At 74.0% G+C, this 23,149-nt stretch carries 18 protein-coding genes; 6 read left to right on the top strand and 12 right to left on the bottom strand.

Going from position 1 to position 23,149, the window contains the following annotated elements:
• Positions 1-2: 2 nt before the first annotated feature.
• On the bottom strand, positions 3-431 hold the full coding sequence (locus tag DSZ44_RS11005) for a metallopeptidase family protein (protein ID WP_110852679.1): 429 nt from the start codon (positions 429-431) through the stop codon (positions 3-5).
• Between the two features lie 77 nt (positions 432-508).
• On the opposite strand from DSZ44_RS11005, the gene DSZ44_RS11000 reads away from it, so the two are divergent.
• Together DSZ44_RS11000 and DSZ44_RS10995 are read left to right on the top strand one after the other, a co-directional pair.
• Positions 509-910 (top strand): DUF3499 domain-containing protein, encoded by a 402-nt coding sequence (locus DSZ44_RS11000; protein ID WP_181424612.1) that lies wholly within the window; start codon positions 509-511, stop codon positions 908-910.
• A gap of 55 nt (positions 911-965) precedes the next feature.
• Positions 966-1,169 carry a Trm112 family protein gene (locus DSZ44_RS10995; RefSeq protein ID WP_110852677.1) on the top strand — a complete coding sequence of 68 codons (204 nt, stop codon included), beginning with the start codon at positions 966-968 and terminating at the stop codon, positions 1,167-1,169.
• Positions 1,170-1,182: 13 nt separating this feature from the next.
• On the opposite strand, the gene DSZ44_RS10990 is transcribed toward DSZ44_RS10995, so the two are convergent.
• From DSZ44_RS10990 to DSZ44_RS10965, 6 genes are all read right to left on the bottom strand, one after another.
• Complete coding sequence (locus DSZ44_RS10990; protein WP_110852676.1) at positions 1,183-3,261, bottom strand: acyltransferase family protein; 2,079 nt, start codon at positions 3,259-3,261, stop codon at positions 1,183-1,185.
• 244 nt (positions 3,262-3,505) lie between these two features.
• Complete coding sequence (locus tag DSZ44_RS10985; RefSeq protein WP_110852675.1) at positions 3,506-4,420, bottom strand: glycine betaine ABC transporter substrate-binding protein; 915 nt, start codon at positions 4,418-4,420, stop codon at positions 3,506-3,508.
• Between the two features lie 62 nt (positions 4,421-4,482).
• Positions 4,483-5,358, bottom strand: a complete 876-nt coding sequence (locus tag DSZ44_RS10980) for an ABC transporter permease (protein ID WP_110852674.1) — start codon at positions 5,356-5,358, stop codon at positions 4,483-4,485.
• Positions 5,355-6,686 carry a quaternary amine ABC transporter ATP-binding protein gene (locus tag DSZ44_RS10975; protein WP_502530287.1) on the bottom strand — a complete coding sequence of 444 codons (1,332 nt, stop codon included), beginning with the start codon at positions 6,684-6,686 and terminating at the stop codon, positions 5,355-5,357. Before DSZ44_RS10975 ends, DSZ44_RS10980 begins: the two co-directional genes overlap by 4 nt.
• A 310-nt stretch (positions 6,687-6,996) precedes the next feature.
• Positions 6,997-9,123 (bottom strand): glycoside hydrolase family 3 protein, encoded by a 2,127-nt coding sequence (locus DSZ44_RS10970; RefSeq protein ID WP_110852672.1) that lies wholly within the window; start codon positions 9,121-9,123, stop codon positions 6,997-6,999.
• Between the two features lie 119 nt (positions 9,124-9,242).
• The gene (locus DSZ44_RS10965) at positions 9,243-11,756 is read right to left on the bottom strand and encodes a glycoside hydrolase family 3 protein (protein WP_258369429.1); all 2,514 of its coding nucleotides are present in this window, start codon (positions 11,754-11,756) and stop codon (positions 9,243-9,245) included.
• Between the two features lie 195 nt (positions 11,757-11,951).
• Here DSZ44_RS10965 and DSZ44_RS10960 point away from each other — a divergent pair, with 195 nt between their 5' ends.
• Genes DSZ44_RS10960 through DSZ44_RS10950 form a run of 3 tightly spaced genes read left to right on the top strand, consistent with a single transcriptional unit; the run spans position 11,952 to position 16,673 of the window.
• Entirely contained in the window at positions 11,952-12,776 is an 825-nt protein-coding gene (locus DSZ44_RS10960; RefSeq protein ID WP_110852671.1) for a helix-turn-helix transcriptional regulator, read from the top strand.
• A complete protein-coding gene (locus DSZ44_RS10955; RefSeq protein ID WP_220035166.1) occupies positions 12,769-14,037 on the top strand; it encodes a DUF8744 domain-containing protein in 1,269 nt (422 codons plus the stop codon). Before DSZ44_RS10960 ends, DSZ44_RS10955 begins: the two co-directional genes overlap by 8 nt.
• Positions 14,034-16,673, top strand: coding sequence for a multicopper oxidase domain-containing protein (locus DSZ44_RS10950; protein ID WP_258369427.1), 2,640 nt, complete (start codon positions 14,034-14,036; stop codon positions 16,671-16,673). Before DSZ44_RS10955 ends, DSZ44_RS10950 begins: the two co-directional genes overlap by 4 nt.
• 149 nt (positions 16,674-16,822) lie before the next feature.
• Here DSZ44_RS10950 and DSZ44_RS10945 read toward each other — a convergent pair whose 3' ends face one another.
• Positions 16,823-17,881, bottom strand: a complete 1,059-nt coding sequence (locus tag DSZ44_RS10945) for a phosphotransferase (RefSeq protein ID WP_110852670.1) — start codon at positions 17,879-17,881, stop codon at positions 16,823-16,825.
• Between the two features lie 67 nt (positions 17,882-17,948).
• Entirely contained in the window at positions 17,949-18,809 is an 861-nt protein-coding gene (locus DSZ44_RS10940; protein WP_110852669.1) for an RDD family protein, read from the bottom strand.
• Between the two features lie 18 nt (positions 18,810-18,827).
• On the opposite strand from DSZ44_RS10940, the gene DSZ44_RS10935 reads away from it, so the two are divergent.
• The gene (locus DSZ44_RS10935) at positions 18,828-19,823 is read left to right on the top strand and encodes a stage II sporulation protein M (protein ID WP_110852723.1); all 996 of its coding nucleotides are present in this window, start codon (positions 18,828-18,830) and stop codon (positions 19,821-19,823) included.
• On the opposite strand, the gene DSZ44_RS10930 is transcribed toward DSZ44_RS10935, so the two are convergent.
• From DSZ44_RS10930 to DSZ44_RS10920, 3 genes are all read right to left on the bottom strand, one after another.
• Positions 19,824-20,657, bottom strand: coding sequence for a carbohydrate deacetylase (locus DSZ44_RS10930; RefSeq protein WP_181424610.1), 834 nt, complete (start codon positions 20,655-20,657; stop codon positions 19,824-19,826).
• Positions 20,658-20,804: 147 nt separating this feature from the next.
• Entirely contained in the window at positions 20,805-22,097 is a 1,293-nt protein-coding gene (locus DSZ44_RS10925) for a DUF58 domain-containing protein (protein WP_110852667.1), read from the bottom strand.
• Between the two features lie 40 nt (positions 22,098-22,137).
• On the bottom strand, positions 22,138-23,136 hold the full coding sequence (locus DSZ44_RS10920; protein ID WP_502530288.1) for an AAA family ATPase: 999 nt from the start codon (positions 23,134-23,136) through the stop codon (positions 22,138-22,140).
• Positions 23,137-23,149 lie beyond the last annotated feature (13 nt).

The following is a 23,149-nucleotide window of genomic DNA, read 5'->3' as shown; positions in this document are numbered from 1 at the left end:
GCTCAGAGGTCGTCGGGGTCGCGGCCCAGGAGGTGGGCCACCTGCTCGCGCACGACCTCCTCGACGAGCGCGTGGAGCTCGGTGGCGTCCTCGCAGCGGGACTGGATCGGCCGGCGGTAGAGGACCACGCGGTCGGTGAGACCGGCGGCCGGGTCTGCCGGGAAGTAGCGGCCCAGGGCGACGGCGTCCCGCTCCCACGGGCTCGGGTCCGACGGCGGCACCTCCTCGACACCGAACTCGACCGCCGACAGCTGGCGCGACCAGCGCTTCTCGAGCCGCTCGACGGCACCCAGCACGGCGTCGTCGAACTCCTCGCTGCGGGTGCGCCACCCGGGCAGGGTCGGCGGCAGCAGGGGGCCACGCAGTCCGCGACCACGGCGGTCCCGGCGGCGCGCGGAGCGCCGGGAGGGGATCACGAGGTCGTCGGGCATCCCTCGATGCTATGCCCCCGGGGTGGCACCGGCGTGGTTGTCCCGGTGGTGCCCGCGCGACGTTGTACCGTCGGGGCGTGAGACCTTCCCGCCACTGCACGCGCGCCGCCTGCACCCGCCCCGCCGTGGCGACCCTCACCTACGTGTACGCCGACTCCACCGCCGTCCTGGGCCCGCTCGCCACCCAGTCCGAGCCGCACTCCTACGACCTGTGCGAGGAGCACGCGCACCGGCTCACCGCGCCGCGCGGCTGGGAGGTCGTCCGGCTCGCCACCGAGTTCGTCCCCGCCCCGCCCAGCGCCGACGACATCGAGGCGCTGGCCGACGCCGTGCGTGAGGCCTCCCGGGCCCGCCCCGGCCCCTCCGTGCCCGCCACCCGGCCCGGCACCGTCACCCCGGCACCGGTCACCCACCGCCTGCCCGAGCCCGAGCTCGGACGCCGTGGCCACCTGCGGGTGCTGCCCGGCGAGGCCGACTGATCCGGCGACTACGCTGGGAGGCCTGCGCACCGGGCGCAGGGAGACGGAGCAAGTGATGAGTGCGAGCGAGCAGCCGGCGACGATCGAGCCCTGGGTGCGCGACATCCTGCGCTGCCCCGTGACGGGCGCCGAGCTCGTCGAGGGCACCGCCCCGGACGGCACGCCCGAGCTGCGCTCCACCGCCCCGCAGCGCCCGCTGGCCTACCCCGTCCGTGACGGTGTGCCCGTGCTCCTGGCCGAGGAGGCCCGCGAGCTCTGACCCCGGCGCCCGTTCAGCGCGCGAGGAGCGGGGTGATCGTCTCGGCCAGGCGCGGAGCCAGCGTGCGGGCGTAGGTCGCCGTGAGGTGATGGGCGTCCGAGAAGGTGAGGACCCCGCCCACGACCGGGACGCAGCTCTGCCGCGGGCAGACGTACTCCGTGAGGTCGACGAAGTCCACCTCGGGCACCTGCTCCGCGGCAGTTCGGAGCAGAGCCGCCCCGGAGCGTGACATCGCGGCGTCCCGGTCGATCGCGCACGCGTCGATGTCGTCGAGGTGCTCGGCGACGCACTCGGGAGCGTCGACGGCGAGCCGCGGGGTGTCGTTGATCGTGAGAACGTCCACGCCGGCGTCCTCCAGGGCCCGCCAGTTGCGTGCGCTTCCCTCGGCGAGCCCGTCGAGCGACTCCTCGCGCGACAGCGGCTCGCCGTCGCCGGGCAGCCGATACGCCCCGCTGGTGCTCACCACGACGACGTCGGGTCCCTGGGCGGTGAGCTGCTCGCGGACGGTGTCCTGCCACTCCTGGCAGCTGACGTACGGCTCGGACGCGCTGCCGCTCCACACGAGGACGTCGGCGAAGATGCAGGCCGACTTCGTGTACGTCTCCAGCCGCCACCCGTTCTCCTCGGCGAGCACCTCGAGCGTCGGCTGCCAGTGGGCGGCGTGGGAGTCGCCGACGAGCGCGATGACGGTCTCGGACTCGGTGTCGCCGTAGACGCAGGAGGTCACCTCTGCGCTGCGCTGGTCCTGGTGGCAGCCGTCGCCGTACACGTCCGCGACGTCGTCGGGGGCGTCCGCGAGCGGAGGGGTGATCGACGTGACCTCCTCCGGCTCCCCGGCGTCGGCGGCGGCCGGGTCGTCACCGAGGACCGCGGCGCCACGGCCCGCCCCCTCGGGGACGCTCGCCCTGGTGGATGCCACGGCGAGCAGCCCCGCGGCGGTCAGGCCCACGGCCACGCACACGAGGCCGAGCACGCCGGCGCGCCACGGCACCCCGAACCGGGGGGACTGGTGGAAGGGACGCTCGACCAGCCGGTAGGTGAGCCAGGCCGGGAGGACGGAGGCCGTGACGACGAGCAGGCCCGTCGTCACGGGCAGCGTGCCGTCGGCGCCCCACACCGCCGTCGCGACGACGATGAGGGGCCAGTGCCACAGGTACAGCGAGTAGGACCAGGCACCGACGTGCTGCATGGGGGTGGCCGTCAGCGGCCCGAGCTCCCCCCGACCGTCGCCGCTGCCGGCGAGGAGCACGGCGGCGGCGCCCAGGGTGGGGACGAGGGCGGCGGCGCCGGGGAAGGTCGTGGAGGCGTCGAAGGTGAGGGCGGCGTAGCCGATCGCGGCCAGTCCGGCCCAGCCGAGGACAGTCCGCACCGTGGGGGAGAGCCGGTCGGCGTGGACGACGCCGACGGCGAGGACCGCCCCGACGGCCATCTCCCACAACCGGGTGGTCGTGACGAAGTAGGCGGCGCCGGGGTTCGCCGTCGTCAGGTGCACCGACCACACGAAGGAGGGGACGGCGATGACGGCGAGGCCGAGGAGGAGCCGGCGGGAGGCGCTGCCGCGGCGCCAGCGCCAGAAGAGCGCGACGATGAGCAGCGGCCACACGATGTAGAACTGCTCCTCGACGGCGAGGGACCAGAAGTGCTGGAGCGGGCTGGCTGCGGACTCGGCGGCGAGGTAGTCGACCGAGCGGTCCGCCAGGCGCCAGTTGACGAGGTACACCGAGCTGGCCGCGATGTCACCCGCGATGTCACGCCAGCGGGTGACGGGGAGGAACAGGAGCGTGAGCGCGGCGACCGTGACGAAGACGACCGCGGTCGCCGGCAGCAGTCGCTTCGCGCGGCGCGCGTAGAAGCGGCTCAGGCTGAGCCTCCCGGTGCGCTCGACCTCGCGGACGATGAGGCCGGTGATGAGGAAGCCGGAGATGACGAAGAAGACGTCCACCCCGACGAACCCGCCCGGGAGAAAGGGCACCCCCGCGTGGTAGAGCAGGACGAGCCCCACGGCCACGGCACGCAGGCCCTGGATGTCGCCGCGGAAGCGGGTCGTGGGGGCGGACGCGTGGGCCGCGACGGGTGTCGTGGCTGCGGTCATGCGAGAGCCTCTCCTGTGCTGCACGAAGTCGCCGGGCGCGTGGTGGCCGCGTGGCGGCCGACCGCGTCCACGGCCCCACAACTCTACGTCGGTCCGGGGCCAGTCGCCCCGGCGCGTCAGGTGAACTGCGCGACGAAGGAGGCGTCCGGGGCGATCGGGCCGGCGACGTCCAGGAACGACTCAGCTCTCGGCGCCAGGGGTCCACCCCCTCGCGCCGAGAGCTGAGTTGTTACTGGTGGCGGGGTCAGCCGGTGATGGAGTCGACGAACTCCTGGTTCTCCTCGACCCACTGGTCCACGGCGGCGTCGTTGTCCTCGCCCTCGAGCTCGTTGAACATGATGTTCTCGAGCTCGTGGAGCTGGTCGTCGTCCATCGTGAAGTTCGCCATCCACTCGGCGACCTCGGGGTAGGTGTCGGAGAAGCCGGCGGTGCCGTAGGTGTAGATGTCGTCCGGCTCACCGAGCGCACCCTCGGGGTCCTCGAGGTCCTTGATGGGGAACTCGTCGTAGGCCCAGTGCGGGCGCCACAGCGTGACGACGACGTTCTCGCCGGCGTCGACGGCCCCGCGGAGCTCGGTGAGCATGGCGGGCGTGGAAGAGACGAGGTAGTCCATGTCCTCCAGGCCGTAGGTCGGGATGACCTGCTCCTGGGTGATCTTCGTCAGGCCGGCGCCGGACTCGATGCCCACGAGGCGGTTGTCGAAGAGGTCGGCGTTCTCGGCGAGCTCGGCGAGGGAGTCGATGGGGGCGTCCTCGTTGACCGCGATGGTCAGCGGGGCCTCCTGGAACCAGCTGCCCAGCTCCTCGAGGTCGTCGCCGTACTGCTCGAGGTAGTGGCCGTGGGTGGACGGCAGCCAGGTGTCGAAGTTGACGTCGTAGTCGCCCTGGGCGAGGCCGGTGAAGACGACGCCGGCGTCCGCCGTCTCCATCTCCACCTCGTAGCCCTGCTCCTCGAGGATGTGCTGCCACAGGTGGGAGACGGCGATGCCCTCCTCCCAGCCGGAGTGGATGCCGATGGTGATGGGGCCGGCGTCGCTCCCGGTCGTGGCGCCGGTGTCCGTGCCGTTGTCGTCGGCGGTGTCGTCGCCGCAGGCGCCGAGGGTGAGGGCCAGCGCGGTGGCGGAGGCGAGGACTGCCCCCGTGCGTCGGGTGTTCTTCATCGTTCGTCCTTTCGTGTGGCGTTCACGTCGTGTCGTGGAGGGTGCGGTTTCGTGTGGATCGGTCAGTCGTCGGAGGCGCGGACCTTCATGGCCCGCGAGACCGGGGCGCGGTCACCGAGTGCGGCGGTGACGCGGTCGAGGAACATCGCGAGGATGACGACGGAGAGTCCCGCCTCGACGCCCAGGCCGATGTTCACGCTCTGGAGCGCGCGGACGACGTCCTGCCCCAGGCCGGGGGCGCCGACCATGCCCGCGATGACGACCATCGACAGCGAGAGCATGATGAGCTGGTTGATGCCGGCCATGATCGTCGGCAGGGCGAGCGGGAGCTGGACCTGCCGCAGGATGCGACCGGGGGTGGCGCCGAAGGCGTGGCCGGCCTCGACGACCTCCCGGTCGACCTGCCGGATGCCGAGCTCGGTGAAGCGGACACCCGGGGCCATGGCGAACACGATCGTCGCCACGATGCCGGGCACGACCCCCACCCGGAAGAAGAGGATGGCCGGGATGAGGTAGACGAAGGCGGGCATCGTCTGCATGAGGTCGAGCACGGGACGGATGGCAGCGGACACCCCGGCGTTCCGGGCGGCCCAGATCCCGAGCGGGATCGCGACGACGGTCGCGATGAGCGAGGCGACGAGGACGAGCGCGATGGTGATCATCGCGTTCTCCCACTGGTCCACCCCGACGATCACCGCGAGACCGATGACCGTGCCCAGTGCCAGCTTCCAGCTCTTGGCGAAGAAGGAGATCGCGGCGAGCACGAGGATCACCGCCCAGAAGGGTGGGGCGGTGAAGAGGACCTCGGCCGTGTCGAAGAGCCAGCCGAGAACCCTGGTGACGAGGTCGAACAGGCCGGCGAGGTTGGTCCGCAACCAGTCGACGGCGGCTTCCGCCCACTCACCGACGGGGATGCGGAACGCGAAGGAGTCGTTCATCGGGTCTCACCCTCAACCGGGGTCTCGTCGGGGACGGGAACCGAGGCGGTGACCTCGTTACCGGCCGCGCCGGCGGCCTGGACCGCCCCGGGCGGGGCGCCGGCGGTGCCGGGGGACTGGTCGGCGGCGACATCGGGGCTCTCCGCGCCGTCGGAGCTCGGGGGGACCATCGCCTCAAGCATCGAGACCCGTGGGACGACGCCGACCAGGCGCCCGGCGTCGTCGGTCACGGCGAGCGGCAGCTGGGCCTCGGCCGCCGGCGCGAACATCTCCGACAGCGGGGTGTCGGGCGAGACGGCGGACGTGTCCGGCCGCACGACGGACTCCAGGGTCCGGTCTCCGCGGCGCTGGGCGTCCAGGAGGTCGTGGTCGTAGACCGTGCCGTGGAGCACGCGCCGACGGTCGACGACGTAGGCCGCCGATCCCTGGGTGCTCTGCAGCTCGCGCAGGGCCACGCCCGGGCCGCCGCCGAGCTGGACGACCGAGATCGGCCGCCGCATGAGCGCGCCGGCCGTGATGACGCGGGAGCGGTCGACGTCGGCGATGAACTTCGCGACGTACTCGTCCGCGGGATGGGCGAGGATCTGCTCGGCGGTGTCGATCTGGACGACACGCCCGTCGCGCATGACGGCGATCCGGTCCCCGAGGAACATCGCCTCGTTGAGGTCGTGGGTGATGAAGACGATCGTCTTGCCGAGCGTGGACTGCAGCTCGACGAGCTGCTCCTGCATCTCCCGGCGGATGAGCGGGTCGAGGGCCGAGAAGGCCTCGTCCATGAGGAGGATGTCGGTGTCCGCCGCCAGGGCGCGGGCCAGGCCCACGCGCTGGCGCATGCCGCCGGACAGCTGTGCGGGCAGCGAGCTCTCCCACCCGGCGAGCCCGGTGAGGGCGATGACCTCCTCGGCCTTGGCCACGCGCTCGGCCTTGGACACCCCGCGGATCTCCTGCGGGTAGGCGACGTTGTCGAGCACCGTGCGGTGCGGCAGCAGCGCGAAGTGCTGGAAGACCATCGAGATCTTCGTGCGCCGGATCTCGCGCAGCTCGGCGGGGGAGACGTCGGTGACACTCTGGTCACCGATGAGCACCCGCCCGGCGGTCGGGGTCAGCAGACCGTTGAGCATGCGGATGAGGGTCGACTTCCCGGAGCCCGAGAGCCCCATGACCACGAAGGTCTCGCCCTGCTGCACCTCGAAGGACGCGTCGATGACGGCGGCGGTGCCCATGGGCCTGATCTCGTCACGGGCGGCCCCGGCCTTGAGCCGACGAACGGCTTCCTGGGACCGGCGCCCGAAGACCTTGTAGACGTTCTCTGCGCGTAGCGCGCTCACGCTCACCTCACTGCGGCTCGGTGTGGACACGGCGTGGAGGCGCCGTGGCCGCTCACGATCACCGCACCAGCTGGTGGGCATCGCAAACTCGGGATGGATGGGGGAACGGCCATCCACCATGCCACCGAAACTCGCGCAGGGCCACCACCTCTCCGGCTTTCGACGCACCACAGCCCGTCGTCGGGACGCCGACAACCACGGCGTGACCTGCGGCTTTACCCGTCGTATAAACGTTACTGAACTGTGACGGGGTTAACCAGGCGGAACCCTAGCATTCCCGCTTTTCGGCGGCGACGTGAGACGGCGCGTCTCAGGTGTCGGAACGACGGCGGCGTCGCAGCACGATCCCGCCGGTGACGACCACCACCACCACCAGCCCGGCCGCGACGACGACCCAGGGGGTCGTGGCGTCGTCGTCCTCGCGGTCCGGCGTGGCGGCCGGGCTCGTCGCGTCGAAGGTGTGCTCCCAGCGCGTCGTCGCGTCGTCGGCGAGGTGGTAGGCCGACGGCGGATCGGGCTCGACCGTCACGACGACGGTGCCGGTGGCAGGGTGGGAGCCGGGGTCGGCCGGCGCACCGTCGACGAGGTAGACGACGCCCGTGCTGCGGGGGATCTCGACCGTGTCGGCCTCGGTGCCCGCCAGGTCGGTGAAGGTGACGTCCGTCGGCGTCACCTCCTCCGTACGGCGCAGCCCGAAGCCGACCTCGGCGAGGACGGTGCCGTCCTGCGCGGTGACCTCCACGGGAAGCCGGCCGGTGGGCAGCTCGCGACCCGAGAGGACGGCGGCGGCACCCCGGAAGTTGACGGTGGCCGCGCCGTAGCTCGCGACCACGCCGTCGATGTCCGCGGGGACCGCCGCGAGGTCGTACGGCGCACCGGCCAGGACCGCGAGGACGGGTGCGGCGCCGGCGGCGAGCTCCTCGAGGAGGGCACGCTGGGCGGCGTTGGCGCGCAGGTCGTCGACCGCGGCGACGACGGCGCCGACGTCCTCCTGCGCGGCGGCCCTGACGGCCGCCGACCGGTAGCCGGCGCTCGGGCTGTCGCCACTCTCGAGGAGCTTGGTCACGGTGAGGCCCTCGTCCTCCAGGAGCGGGCTCAGCCGTTCCGGCCACGCCGACCCGGCGCCGACGACGAGGACGTCGGCCTCCGGGTCGAGCGGCAGGGAGAGGTCGGGCTCGTCGCGCAGGACGGTGAGCGCCCGCTCGGAGATCGTCTGCGCGGTCGCGCGGTGCTCCTCGCTTCCGACGACGTCGAGGCCGGGGCCGGGTGTGCCGATCCCGCGCTCCGCCTTCCAGTCCAGGATGCGTGTGACCGACTCCTCCAGGCGCTCGCGGGTTAGCTCGCCCGAGGCGAGCGCCTCCTGGATGCCCGCGATGGTGGCGTCGACGTCGGGGGAGTCGAGGAGGATGTCCGAGCCTGCCTGGATGGCGAGCACGGCGATGTCGCCGTCGTCGAGCGGGTTGCCGGGCAGCTGCTTGAGCGCGGCCATGTCGAGGGCGTCGGTGGTGACGAGCCCGGTGTAGCCCAGCTCCTCCCGCAGCAGATCGGTGAGGACGCGGGGGGACAGGGTGCCGGGCAGGTCGGGGTCGAGGGACTCCACGACGATGTGGGCCGACATGATGATGTCGACGCCCGCCGAGATGGCGGCGCGGAAGGGCTCGAGGTGCGCGTCCAGGACCTCGGGGTCTCCCGCGACGACGGGCAGGCCGGTGTGGGAGTCGACGTCGGTGTCCCCGTGCCCGGGGAAGTGCTTGGCACCGGCCGCGACGTGCTGGGACTGCAGGCCCTCCACCTGCGCGGCGGTGAGCTCGGCGACATGGGCGGGGTCCGCGCCGAGGGAGCGCAGGCCGATGACCGGGTTGGCCGGGTTGGTGTTGAGGTCGGCCACGGGCGCCCAGTCGACGTTGACGCCCATGGCGGCGAGCTCGCTGCCGAGGAGCTCGCCCTGGGCGCGCGCGAGCCCGGCGTCGAAGGTCGCGCCGAGCGCCATCCCGCCGGGCAGGGCGGTGGCGGGCTCGCCGATCCGGGAGACCTCCCCGCCCTCCTGGTCCACCGTGATCGCCAGCGGCACGCCGGAGCTCCGGTCGGCGGCCTCCTGCAGGCCGGCGGAGAGCTCGGCGACCTGCTCCGGGGACTCGGTGTTGCCGGCCCAGGCGAAGTAGAGGACGCCGCCGAGGCCGTACTTCTCGACGACCTGCGCGGGGGTGTCGACCCCGTAGCGGGTGCGGTTCTCGGCGGCCATCGACGTGTCGTCCGCGGAGGAGCCGTACACGTGGGCCCAGACCATCTGCCCGATGAGCTCCTCCTCGCTCATCTCCGCGACCTGCGCCGCGGTGCCCGTGCCGGCCGTGGTGCCCGGGGCGGCCGCGTGGGCGGCGGGGGCGAGGAGGGCGAGGGCCGCGAGCGCGGCGCCGAGGACGGTGCGGGAGAGCGTCATGAGCCTGCCTGGGTGAGGGTCGACCGAGCACCCCCACGCTACGCCGCCCCTCGCCGTCGGGGCGTCCACGCACGAGGCCCCGCACCGTGTGGTGCGGGGCCTCGCGGGCGTGCCGTGGGTCAGGCGGCGGGGGTGCGGCGCACGCCGATGCTGTCGCGGCCGTCGCCGTCCCAGTCACCGACGAACACCTCGTCGCCCTCGCGCCCGTAGCGCATGACCTGCTCGGCCTCGCCACCACGCAGCGTGTTGGACACGTGGTAGTCGCGGCCGCGGCGCACCGCGAAGGTGTCGCGGCCGTCGCCGTCCCAGTCACCGGCGAGGGTGACGTCGGACTCGCGCCCGTAGGCGAAGACGGTGTCCGCGTCGCCTCCGGCGATCACGTTCTTCACGTGGTAGACCTTCCCGCGGCGCACGGCGAAGGTGTCGCGGCGGTCGCCGTCCCAGTCGCCGACGACGACGGCGTCACCCTCGCGGCCGTAGACGACCACGTGGTCGGCGTCCCCGCCACGCAGGGAGTTCTTCACGTGGTAGGTGGCCCCGCGACGCACCGCCAGGGTGTCGGTGCCGTCGCCGTCCCAGTCGCCCACGAGGACGACGTCGTCCGCGGTGCCGTAGGTGACGACGCTCTCCGCCGGCCCGCCGGTGGGAGCGTTGTTGACGAAGTACTGGTTGCCGCGGCGCACGGTGATCGAGTCGCGCCCGTCCCCGTCCCAGTCACCGACGAGGACCTCGTCGGTGTGCCGGCCGTACTGGAAGGCGTAGTCGGCGTCGCCGCCCGCCCAGCCGTTGGTGAGGAAGAAGCCGTAGCGCTGCGTCGGCTCCTGCGGCTCCTCGTCCTCGTAGCTGAGCCCGAAGCCCATCTCGTGGAGGATCTCCTCACCGGCGGCGTCCCAGATGTTGACCGGGAGCCGGCCGCTCGGGTTGACGTCGCCGGCGAGCGCGGCGACGGCCCCGTGGAAGTTGACGTTGTTCCAGCCGTAGATATTGAGGACGGCGTCGGCGCCGGGCAGCACGTTGGCGTCGTAGGGGTTGCGGGTGGCGACGACGACGACCGGTGTGCCGGTCTCCGCCAGCGCCGCGACCATCTCCTGCTGGGCGACGTTGCCGCTCGCGTTGTACGAGGCGAAGACGACGACGTCGTGGTCCGCGGCCGCCGCGACGGCACGCTCCCGGTACTCCGCGCTCGGGGACGCGCCGTTCTCGTAGTCCTCGGTGACCTCGAAGCCGCGCTCGGCGAGCATCGGGCCCATCCGCTCGGGCCACGCGCTGCCGGACCCGACCATGAGGACCGAGTCCTCCTCCGGGTCCAGGGGCAGCAGGCTGTCCTCGTTGCGCACCAGCGTGACCCCGTGCTCGGAGATCTCCTGGGCGGTGGCGGTGTGCTCGGCGGTGCCGACGACGTCCATCACCTCGTCGACGGGGACGCTCGGGTCCTCCTCCCACACGCCGCGCTCCTGCTTCCACTCGAGGATGCGGGTGACCGACTCCTCGAGGCGCTCGCGGGTGATCTCCCCGGACTCGACGGCGGCGCTGACCGCCTCGAAGGTGGCGGGGACGTCGGGGGACATGAGGAGGATGTCGGAGCCCGCCTGGATGGCGAGGACGGCGATGTCACCGTCGTCGAGCGGGTTGTCCGGGAGCTGCTTGAGTGCGGCCATGTCGAGGGCGTCGGTCGTGATGAGGCCGTCGAAGCCGAGCTCCTCGCGGAGCAGGCCGGTGAGGACGGCGGGGGAGAGGGTGCCCGGCATCTCCGCGTCGAGCTCCTCGACGATGACGTGCGCCGTCATGATCATGTCGACGCCCGCGTCGATGGCGGCCTCGAAGGGCAGGAGGTGCTGGTCGAGGGTCTCGCGGTCGTAGGTGACGATCGGCAGGCCGGTGTGGGAGTCGGTCTCGGTGTCGCCGTGGCCGGGGAAGTGCTTGGCGGCGGCGGCGACGCCCTGCGACTGCATCCCCTCGATCTGGGCGACGCCGAGCGTGGCGACGTTCTGCGGGTCCTCGCCCATCGAGCGGACGCCGATGACGGGGTTGACCGGGTTGGTGTTGACGTCGACGACGGGCGCGAAGTCGGCGTTGATGCCGACGGCGGCGAGCTCTGAGCCGAGGATCTCGCCCTGCGCGCGGGCGAGCCGGGTGTCGTAGGTCGCGCCGAGGGCCATGTTGCCGGGGAGCACCGTCATCGGCGCGCCCATGCGGGCGACGATGCCGCCCTCCTGGTCGATCGTCGTCGCGAGCGGGATGCCGGAGGCCTCGTCACCGACGGACACGGCCTGCAGGCCGTTGGACAGCTCGGCGGTCAGCTCGGGGTCGTTGACGATGCCGGGGTTGGACCAGGCGAAGTACAGGACCCCCCCGAGGTCGAACTTCTCGACGACCTCCGCCGGGGTGTCGACGCCGTAGCGTGCCTGGTTCTGGTCGGCCATCGAGGCGTCGTCGGCGGAGTTGCCGTAGACGTAGGTCCACGTCATCTGGCCGATGAGCTCGTCGACCGTCATGGTGCTGACGATGTGGTCGATCGGGTTCGCCGACTCCGGCGCGGACGTGGCGCCTGCGGGGACGGCGGACGCGAGCAGCATCCCCGCCCCGAGGGCCGTGGCGACGCCTGCGCGGGCGCCGGGTGTTCTTGTGGACAACGTTCCTCCAGGGGTGTGAGTCGTCATCGATCACGCGCGAGACCACGCGCGGCAACTCTTTTCGCGCATCCATGCGCAGGGGAAAGACCTGCCGTCATCACCCTACGCCAGCACAGTGGTCCGGGTCACGTCCTGGTCTAGACCAAGGTCCAAGGTCCCAGGTGGGCCGGGCCGGGGGATAGCACGGTAGGTCCCGTGGATATACCCCTGGGACCGCTGCCGGCACGTGGCCGCGCGCGCGAGGGCCTCTCGCCGGCCCGCCGCACGACGCTGGACGCGCTCCTCGAGCTGGGCGGGCGCCGCACCGTCGCCGAGCTCGCCGAGGCGCTGGGCCAGCACCCCAACACGGTCCGCGAGCACCTCGACGCCCTCGTCCGCGCGGGCCTCACCGAGCGGACGCTGCGGCACTCGGCCGGTCGCGGGCGTCCTGCCGCCCTCTACCGCGCGACGCTGGCCGCGACCCCCGCCGGCCCGGAGTACGCCGTCCTCGCCGAGGTCCTCATCGGCGCCCTCGCCCGCGCCGTGCCCGACAGGCGTGCGCGCGCCGCCCAGGCGCTGGCCGCGGGCCACGACTGGGGCCGCGCCATCCGCGAGCGCGAGCTCATCGACCGCCCCCTCCCCGCCGATGAGCGACGTGCCGCCGACACCCCCCTGACCGCCGACACCCCACCTCCCGCCGACAGCGGACTTGTTACCGACAGTCGACCTCCCGCCGTCGCGGAGGACCCCGCCGCCCTGCGCGACTCGGTCACCCGCCTCGCCGACATGCTCGACCGCGCCGGTTTCGACTGTCGCACCACCCCGGAACCCGACGGCGGGTACACCCAGCGCCTGCGCCGCTGCCCCGTCCTCGACCTCGCCCGGGAGCACCCGGACATCGTGTGCACGAGCCACCTCGGCATGGCCCGCGAGCTTCTCGCCCACGACGGCGTCGCGGCCGAGCGCGTCACCCTCGAGGCCTTCGCCGAGCCCGGCGCGTGCCTCCTGCGCATCGCCCCACCGGCGGCGGACGATGACTGACGGCCGCGGTGTCCTCACCCGTACGTCCTTCCGTCTACCCTTCCTCCTCCTCGGCGGGCTCGGCCTGCTCGCCGGCCTCGACGCCGCCCTCGCCCTCCTCGGCCTCCCGCACGTCCTCGTCGGCGCGCGGCTCGCCGACGTCCACGGCCCGCTCATGGTGCTCGGCTTCGTCGGCACGGTCATCGGGCTCGAACGCTCCGTAGCCCTGGGACGCGCCTGGGGCTACGTGGCCCCCGCGCTCAACGGCCTCGGCGTCCTCGCCACCGTCTCGGTCCTGCCCGACACCGTCGGCGCCGGCCTCATCGTGGCCGGCCAGCTCGGCGGGCTCCTCGTCTACCGCCCGCTGTTCGCCCGGCAGCCGGCCGTCGCCGTCGCCGTCCAGACGCTCGGCCAGCTCATGGCCGTGGCGGCAGCAGCCCTGTGGCTCGGCGGCGTCCCGGTGCCCGGGCTCATGCCGTGGCTCGTCGGCTACCTCGTTCTCACGATCCTCGGCGAGCGCCTCGAGCTGGCCCGCCTCGGTGCGCTGAGCCCGCGCGACGCCACGACCGCCCAGGGCATCGCCGTCGCCGTCCTCCTCGCCGCGGTCGTCTCCCTCCTCGCGCCCGACGCCGGCTTCACCCTCCTCGGAGCAGCGCTCCTCGCCGCGGCCCTGTGGCTCGCCGTCAAGGACGTGGCCCGCCACACCGTGCGGTCCACGGGGCTGCCCCGCTTCATCGCGGTCTGCCTGCTGGCCGGCTACGTCTGGCTGGGCGTCGCCGGGGCCGTGTGGTTCCTCGGCGGCCAGGTCGAGGGCCGTGCCTACGACGCCGCGGCTCACGCGCTCTTCCTCGGCTTCGTCATCTCGATGGTCATGGCCCACGCGCCGGTGATCATGCCCGCCGTCCTGCGCCGCCCGCTGCCCTACCGGCGCGCCTTCCTCGTTCCGGCCGGCCTGCTGCACATCACGCTCGCCTTCCGTCTCGCCGTCGGTGACGCGCGCGACCTCGAGTGGGCCGTCCAGGCAGGCGGGGTCGGGAACATCGTCTCGGTCCTCCTCTTCGTCGCGGTCGCGATCTGGTCGACCCTCACGGCACGGACGACGACGACGGCGCCGCCCGCGCCGTCGTCATCCTCCACCCGCGGGCAGGAGTCCGGCTCCCGGCGGGATGGTGAGGGACGGGGCGGGGAAGAACCCGGCTCGCGGCGTGAGGGCGGTCCCTCGCGGGAGCGCGCTCCCCGGCGGGACGAGAGAGTCAGCACGAGCTACGGAGCGTCCTCATGAACCTCGGCCGACCGACCCGCCCGCCGATGGCCCGCCGGCCGTGGCACGTCACGGTCAACGCGCTCGTCGTCGCGTGGTTCCTCGCCGCCTTCGTCGTGGCCGTCGCCCACCGGTGGATCCCCGAGGCGAACTACCTCATGGTCCACCTCACCCTGCTCGGGGCGGTGACGACGGCGATCCTCATCTGGTCCGCCCACTTCGCCGACACCCTCCTCGGCCGGCCCGCACCCGGCGGGCAGGGGCTGATCTTCCTCCGGCTCGGTGTCCACACCGTCTCGGCAATCTGCGTCATCGTCGGCATCGCGACGGACCGGTGGCCGCTCGTCGTCGTCGGTGGGGTCGGGATCACGCTCGTCGCGCTCGCCCACGTCGTCGTCATCCTCCTCCAGCGGCGGGGTGCTCTCATGGCGCGCTTCGGTGCGCTGTCCCTCTTCTACGTGTGCGCCGGGCTGTGCCTGGCCGTGGGGGTGTGGCTCGGCGTCATGCTCGCGCGGACCACGCCCTCGGCCGAGGTCGAGGGCCGCCTCTACACCGCGCACACGACGACGATGCTGCTCGGCTGGGTGGGGCTGACCGTGCTCGGCACGCTCGTCGTCCTGTGGCCGACGATGCTGCGGACGAAGATGGTCCCCGGCGCCCCGCTCGCCGCCCGCCGCGCCATGGTCGTCCTGGTCGCCGGCCTCGCGGTCATCTGGGTCGCCGCCGCGACGGGCCAGCGGCTGCTCGTCGTCCCCGCTGTCGCCGTCTACCTCACCGGCATCGTCCTCATCGTCCGGCCGATGGTTGCCATCGCCCGCGACAAGCCCCCGCGCAGCTACGCCACCCTGAGCGCGACGACGGCCGTGGTCTGGCTCGTCGGCTGCCTCCTCACCCTCGCCGTGCTCGCCGCGACCGCGCCCGACTGGGCGGCCCTGCGCGAGAGCCTCGGCGTCCTCGCCGCCCCCTACGCCGCAGGCTTCGCCGGCCAGGTGCTCCTCGGGGCGCTGAGCTACCTCGCCCCGGTGATGCTCGGCGGAGGCCCGCGCGTGGTCCGTCGCGTGGACGAGGAGATGAACCGTGCCGCCGGCGCCCGGATCGTCGTCGTCAACCTCAGCCTCCTCCTCTTCGTCCTCCCGCTGCCCAGCCTCGTGCGGGTGACCACCTCCCTCCTCGGGCTGGCCGGGCTGGCCTCCTTCCTCGTGCTCCTCGGTCGCGCGCTGTGGGCGCGCCGCCAGGCGGACAGGGAGAGCTCCGGAGCGGTCATCGCGGCCTCCATCAGCACCGGCCCGCCTCCGGTCCCGCGCCGCCTCGGTGCGCTGTACGGCGTCGGTGCGGTGGCGCTCGCGGTGGTCCTCGGGGTGGCCGGGGACCCGGCCGCCGCGGGCCTCACCGGCAGCTCCGCCGACGACGGCGCGGCCGCCACCGGCCGCACGACCACCGTGCGCGTGGAGGCCCGGGACATGCGCTTCGTGCCCGACGTCGTCGAGGTCCCCGCGGGCGACCGGCTCGTCGTCGAGCTCGTCAACACCGACGACGACGTCCACGACCTCGTCCTCGACAACGGCGTCCGGTCGGGTCGCATGTCGGCCGGGGAGACCGTGGAGCTTGACCTCGGGGTGGTCGGGCGGGACGTCGAGGGCTGGTGCTCGGTCGCCGGGCACCGGCAGATGGGGATGACGCTCGACGTCGTCGCGGTCGGCGCCGCGCCGGCCGCGGCCGCGGACCACGGCGACCACGCGTCGTCGTCGTCCGCGGCCGACCCCGCGCACGAGCAGCCGGACCTGCGCGCGGAACCGGACGAGGACTTCACCGCCCACCCGGCCGAGCTGCCTCCGGCGCCCGCCGGGAAGCTCCACCAGGTGACCCTCACCGTCGGTGAGGTCACCGCAGAGGTGGCGCCCGGCGTCGAGCAGGAGCGGTGGACGTTCAACGGCACGGACCCCGGGCCGACGCTGCGCGGGACGGTCGGCGACGTCTTCGAGATCACCCTCGTCAACGACGGCACCATCGGGCACTCGATCGACTTCCACGCCGGGGCGCTGGCCCCCGACGAGCCGATGCGCACCATCGCACCGGGGGAGTCGCTCGTCTACCGCTTCACCGCCGAGCGGGCGGGCATCTGGATGTATCACTGCTCCACCGCGTCGATGTCGATGCACATCGCCCAGGGCATGGTCGGTGCCGTCGTCATCGACCCACCGGGTCTGGAACCGGTGGACCGGGAGTACGTCCTCGTCCAGTCCGAGGTCTACCTCGGGGAGGCGGGCGGTACGGCCGACGCCGACGCCATCGCGTCCGAGCAGCCCGATCTCGTCGTCTTCAACGGCTACGCCAACCAGTACGACCACGAGCCGCTCATCGCCCGCGTGGGCGAGCGCGTGCGGGTGTGGGTCCTCGCCGCCGGACCCAACCGCGGCTCGGCCTTCCACGTCGTCGGCGGGCAGTTCGACACCGTGTGGAGCGAGGGCGCCTACCGGCTGGGCGGGCCCGAGGGGATCGGTGGCGCGTCCGGTGGGGCGCAGGTGTTGCCGCTCGTGCCGGCGCAGGGCGGCTTCGTCGAGCTCGAGCTGCCCGAGGCCGGGCACTACCCCGTCGTCTCGCACGCGATGGTCGACGCCGAGCGGGGAGCGCACGGCATCATCCGGGTCACCGAGTAGAGCGCCCCGGCGCGGCGGCCACCACACCCCTCAGGCACTGTGCGCCCCTTGGGTTCACCATGCGCCCGGTCGACCGGGCGCACAGTGGCCCGACGGGCGCACAGTGGGCGGACGGAGTGAGCCACACCCGGTGGCCGGGGCGATGAGCGTCAGCCCTCCAGGGCGAGCAGCTCGCGGACCGCCTTGACCCGCTTGTGGGTCTGGCGGCGCAGCGGCTCGAGCCGGTCCGCCTCCCGGGCGCGCTGCATCCGCGCCTCGAGCCGGGACAGCACGACCACGTGCGCGAGCGCCAGCTGCTCGGCCAGGGAGTAGTGGCCGCTCGTGTGGCCCACCAGCCCGCCGAGGGCGCCGTCGAGCCGGTCGAGCGCCTGACCGGCGGGCCCGGCGTTGACGTGCATCTTGGCGAGGTCGAAGGCCACGGGCCGGGTGCCGGCGTACTCCCAGTCGATGAGCACCACGCGGTCACCCACGCGGAGCACGTTGGAGGAGACGAGGTCGCCGTGCGTGAAGCTGACCTCCAGCAGCTCGTCGCGCGCGATCAGCCGATCCAGCCGGGCAGCGAGCTTGGGCGGGACGTGACCGTCCGTGACGACGCCACGCCAGCGCTCGGGGAAGGCCGGGTTGACGACGGCGGAGAGCGGCTTGCTCGTCACGCCCACCGCGCGCTGGAGGACCGACAGCTCTTCCGCCACCACCTCCATCGCCGCGGCGATCTCCGTGGGTGTGCGCGGGGTCCGCCCCTCGACGACCTCCTCGACGAGGTAGGCGGTGCGCCCCGAGAAGAGCGTGCCGTGGTCACGCATGGCCGGGGCCAGCCCCGGCCGGTGCGCGGCGACCAGCTGAGCGGCGCGGACGCTGCGGCTCACGCCGTGCTCCCGCTCGGGGTGGCGCGAGCCGGCCTGGATGCGGGCGCACAGGCCCTCCTCGGCGTAGAAGGAGCGCATGCGCACCTGGCGGCCGCGGTCGAACTTGCCGATGAGGACGGCGTCGGCCGCGACGGGCGCGGTGACGGGCACGGAGGGGGCGCCGGGATCGGTGGGGACGACGCCGCCGGGCAGCGCGGGGTGCGGGGGCACGCCGTGGGCCACGGGCCCCGAGGCCTCCAAACGTCGCCAGCGGACCGCGGCGGGCAGGACCGGGCTGCGCCGCTCGACCACGGCGAGCGCTCCCAGGGCGCGCCGCCACCGGCCGGTCGTCTTCCTCCACATGTCGTCCTCCGTCCTAGCCCTCGAGGCTAGGGCGCATCGATGGGATTGGGGGCGAGCCCCGCCGCGCTCACCGCAGCTGGAAGGGCAGGCGGCGCAGCTCGGCAGTGGTCGCGGCGAGCACCTCTCTCGCGCGCAGGCCCACGGCGTACTCCCGGTCGCGGCGGGCGACGAGCACCGCGGCGAGGAACCGCTCGGGGTGGGTGCCCCACGGCGGCGGTGGCGCCACGAGCGGCTCCACCCGGGCGGCGAGCTGGCGGCCGAGCTGCTCCCGCGAGGCGGGGTCGAGGGTGCCGGTGCGGTCGAGGAAGCGGCGCGCGGCCAGCGCCACGCCGTCGGGCATCGCGCGGATGTCGGCGCCGCGGGCCCACTCCTCGAGCTCGGGCGGCATGAGGAGCGGCGGTGCCGTGCGGTCCGCACCCCGGGTGCGCACGGCGTAGGTGCCGGCGAGCAGGTCGCCCAGCCGCTTGCCGCGGCCGTTGAGGAGCGCGGTCATGACGGCGATCGAGCCGGCCGTCAGCCACAGCTCGCCGAAGCCGGTGAGCGCACGGATGAACGCGTGCCGCAGCCTGATGGGGCCACCGTCGTCGCGCACGATGCGGATGCCGGTGGCGAGCTTGCCCAGCGACCGGCCGCGGCTCAGCGTCTCGACGACGGTGGGCGCGACGACGACGACACCGGCGAGCGTCGCGATCGACACCGCGGTGGCTCGGGCCTCGTTGACGTCGCCGAGGCTGCCGAGGACCCCGACCGCGAGGGCGAGGAGCACGGCCGCGTAGGCGGCGGCGTCGATGAGGGCGCTGACCACCCGCAGGAGGAACGCGGCGGGACGGACCTCCAGCGCGACGGCCTCCCCGGTGATGATGAGGTCGTCGGGCAGCTGTGCCGCCTGCAGCGCACGGCCTGCGGAGTGCGCCGCGTGCGTGGTCATGTGTGGCAGGGTACCCGCGTGGACATCGACGCCTTCGCGGCCGTGCACCGCCCGGAGTGGGAGCGGTTGCGTGCGCTGTCCACGCGCAGCCGGCTCGCCGGCGCGGAGGCCGACGAGCTCGTCGCGCTCTACCAGACGGCGGCCGGGCACCTGTCGGCGCTGCGCACCTCGGCCCCCGACCCGCTGCTCGTCTCCGAGCTCTCCGGCCTGCTCGCCACCGCCCGCGGCCGGATCGCCGGGGCCCACGAGGCCCGGCTGTCCGACGTCGCCCGTTTCTTCCTCCTCTCGCTGCCGGCCGCGTTCTACCGGGTGCGCTGGTGGACGGTGTGGGTGGGCCTCGCGTTCGTCGCCGTCGGCGCCGTCAGCGGCTGGTGGGTGGCGACGAACCCGGCGGCGCTCGCGTCCATGGGCTCGCCCGCCGAGCTCGAGCAGTACGCGGAGGAGGCCTTCGCGGCCTACTACTCCAACTATCCCGCCGGTGACTTCGCCGGGCAGGTGTGGACGAACAACGCGTGGATCGCCGCGCAGTGCATCGCCCTGGGCATCACCGGGTTCTTCCCGGCCTACGTGCTCGTGGCCAACGCCGTCGGGGTCGGCTCCGCGGGCGGTGTCATGGCCGCCCACGGGCACCTCGACGTGTTCTTCGGGCTCATCCTGCCCCACGGGCTCATGGAGCTGACCGCGATCTTCATCGCCGCAGGGGCCGGCCTCAAGCTGTTCTGGGCGTGGGTCGCGCCGGGGCCGCGGACGCGTTCGCGGGCGCTCGCGGAGGAGGGGCGCTCGTTGTTCGTCGTGGCGATGGGGCTCGTGCTCGTGCTCGCCGTCTCCGGCATCGTCGAGGGTTTCGTCACCCCCTCGGGGCTGCCCGGGTGGCTCAAGATCGCCATCGGTGCCCTCGTGCTGGCGGCCTACTGGGCCTACGCCCTCGTCCTGGGCGGACGTGCGGTGCGAGCGGGGGAGACCGGTGACCTCGAGGAGGACCTCGCCGGGCACACCCTCGCCCAGGCGGGCTGATCACCACGCCGGGACGACCGTGATCCCCTCCCGCCGCAGGGTGCGGTGGAAGGCGGGGTCGCGCAGCAGCCGCAGCTCCCACAGACGCTTGCGGCCGTCGGCTGCGGGCAGCCGGGCCGCGGCCGACCGGGGGGCCGGGTGCACGATGAGCTCGGACGTGCCCGGTGGCAGGCGGCGCAGCTGGGACAGGACCTCGGCGCGCAGCTGCGGGTAGCTGAGCGTGAGCCGGCCCGGCAGCCACGCACTGACGAGCACCTCGGGCAGGCGCACCCCGCGCTCGTCGGCGCGGGCCACCGCTCCGCGGTGCGCGCCGCGCAGCCCGCGCGCCGCCATCCCGAGCACCGGGCCGAGCCGCCGCGGCAGGCGGAAGGTCAGCCCGTGGGTGGCGCAGAAGTCGACGGCGGTGTCCGCCAGCGAGCGCCCGTGCAGGCCGTAGAGGGTGCCGGAGTGGGAGTCGATCGCGGGCGGGCGCAGGCCCGCGGACCGCATCCACTCCAGCTGGGCGGCCATCTCGCGGGTGACGTCGGCAGGGGCGGCCCGGTGCTCGGCCACGCCACCCTGGACCGGCAGAGCGCCGTCGGGTCCGGTGAGGGAGTCGACGCCGGGGGCCAGGGGCCGCCACCCGGCCCACTCGTGCCCCGTGGAGAGGGCGACGTGGAGGCGCGCGTCGAGGCCGGCGGCGCGGAGGCGGCTGACGGCGTCCTCGGCGGCCGGCGCAACGGGGATGAGGGTGGTGGCTGAGACGAGCCCGTCACGCATGAGGTCGACGATCGCAGCGTTGATGTCGGCGTCCGCCCCGAGGTCGTCCGCCGTGATGACGAGCCGGCGCTTCACGAGGCTCACGCTAAGGCCGCCCCCAGCACTCCGCACCCGGTCCGCCGCGCCCGCCGTCCCCCAGAACCTCGCACGTGGTGGACGTCTCAGCCGCCTGGAGCGTCGCCCGACCCACCACATGCGCAGTTTGCGGGGGAGGGGAGGGGGCTACAGGCGGCCGGCGGCCTTGAGGGCGAGGTAGGTGTCGGCGAGGGCGGGCGGGAGGTCGTCGGGGGTCGCCTCGACGACCTCGACGCCCCGCCGGCGCAGCCGGGCCGCCGCGGCCGCCCGTTCAAGGGCGGCGCGCTCGGCGGCGGCCGCGTCGAAGACCTCCTCGCTCGTGCCGCGCCGGCGGCGGATCTCCTCGGCCTCGGGGTCCGCGGCGGAGGCGAGCACCACCTGGTGGTCGCGGGTCATCGCCCCGACGACGGGCAGCAGGTCGGACATGACCGCGGCGGTGTCCAGCGCGGTGAGGAGGACGACGAGAGAGCGCTGGGAGAGCGCGTCGCGCACGGTCTGGGTGACGGTGGGCCAGCTCATCTGGACGAGGGAGGCCTCGACCGTCGCGAGCCCCTCGGCCAGCGCCGACATGAGGCGCGGCCCCTGCACCCCCGACACCCGGGCCCGGACGGCGGAGTCGACGGCGACGACGTCGACCCGGTCCCCGGCCCGCGAGGCGAGCGCCGCGAGCAGGAGCGCCGCCTCGATCTGCGCCTCCAGCCGCGGAGCGTCCCCGAGCCGCGCGGCGGACAGGCGCGAGGAGTCGACGACGACGAGGACGCGGCGGTCCCGCTCGGGCCGCCACGTGCGGACGACGACGTCGCCGCCGCGGGCGGTGGCGCGCCAGTCGATGGCGCGGACGTCGTCGCCGATGACGTACTCACGCAGGGAGTCGAACTCGGTGCCCTCGCCCCGGGTCTGGACGGCGGCGCGGCCGTCCATCTCCCGCAGCCGGGCCAGCCGGGAGGGCAGGTGGCGGCGGGAGGTGAAGGCCGGCAGCACCCGCAGGCGAGCCGGGGCGGGCAGCGAGCGCTGCCGGGCGGCGAGCCCGAGAGGCCCGTGGCAGCGCAGGGTGACGAGGTCGGCCTCCCGGTCCCCGCGCCGGCTGGGACGCAGCACGGTGCGCACGCGCCGTGCCTCACCGGGCGGCACCGTGAGGCGGTGGCGGTTGCGCTCGGCGCCGGCCGAGGGCACCCACGCGTCGCGGACGAGCAGCCTCGCGGGGCGGGCGCCGGTGTTGACCACGGTGAGCGTCGACGTCGCCGGCTCGCCCAGCCGCACCGAGTGCGGGACCGACCGCTCGAGGCGCACGGCCCGCGGCGAGGCGGCGAGGACGAGGTCGGCGGCCACCGCCAGCACGAGCAGCGCCGCCCACGCGAGCACCGTCGTCGTGCGCGGCACGAGCAGCACCGGCAGGACGCCGGCGGCGGCGACGAGGACGGTGCGCAGGGTCAGCGCCATGTCGCCTCCTCGGGTCGGGTGGGCCGCGGTCGCACGACGCTCAGCGGGGGACGGGGACGGTGCGCAGCACGCCGTCGAGGACGGTCTCGGCGGTCACGCCCTCGAGCTCGGCCTCCGCGCGCAGCTGGACGCGGTGACGCAGGGTGGCGTGCGTGAGCGCCTTGACGTCGTCGGGGGTGACGTAGTCGCGGCCGGTCAGCCACGCCCAGGCACGCGCGGTGGCGAGCAGCGCCGTCGCCCCGCGCGGGGAGACGCCGAGGGACAGCGACGGCGAGGTGCGGGTCGCGCGGCAGATGTCGACGACGTAGCCGAGCACCTCGGGGGCGACCTGGACGCGGGCGACCTCCTCGCGGGCGGCGGCGAGGTCCGCCGGCCCGGCGACGGGCCGCACGCCGGCCCCGGCGAGGTCACGCGGGTCGAAGGCGTGCGCGTGCCGGTTGAGCACCTCGATCTCGTCCGCGCGCTCGGGCAGCGGGACGAGCAGCTTGAGGAGGAAGCGGTCCAGCTGCGCCTCGGGCAGCGGGTAGGTGCCCTCGTACTCGACCGGGTTCTGCGTGGCGATGACCATGAACGGGTCCGGCAGCGGGCGGGGACGGCCGTCGACCGACACCTGCCGCTCCTCCATCGCCTCGAGGAGCGAGGCCTGGGTCTTGGGGGGCGTGCGGTTGATCTCGTCGGCGAGCATGAGGTTGGTGAAGACGGGCCCCTCGCGGAAGGAGAACTCCGCGGACCGCGAGTCGTAGACGAGGGAGCCGGTGACGTCACCGGGCATGAGGTCCGGGGTGAACTGCACCCGCGTCGTGGCCATGTCGAGGCTCGCCGCGAGGGTGCGCACGAGCAGCGTCTTGGCCACGCCCGGCACCCCCTCGAGCAGGACGTGCCCGCGGCACAGCAGGCCGATGACGAGGCCGGTCACGGCCGCCTCCTGGCCGACGACGGCCTTGCCCACCTCCTGGCGGAGCGCCGCCAGCCGGGCACGCGGCGAGTCGGGCGCCGGCGTGGCGGGCGGTGGCACGGGTGCCTGCGTCGGCGGCGGCAGGGGCTGGTCGCCG

The organism is Georgenia satyanarayanai, assembly GCF_900116375.1.
Classification (GTDB): domain Bacteria; phylum Actinomycetota; class Actinomycetes; order Actinomycetales; family Actinomycetaceae; genus Oceanitalea; species Oceanitalea nanhaiensis.
Note: the sequence above shows the minus strand (reverse complement) of the source record. Positions and strands in the feature narration are given on the sequence as shown.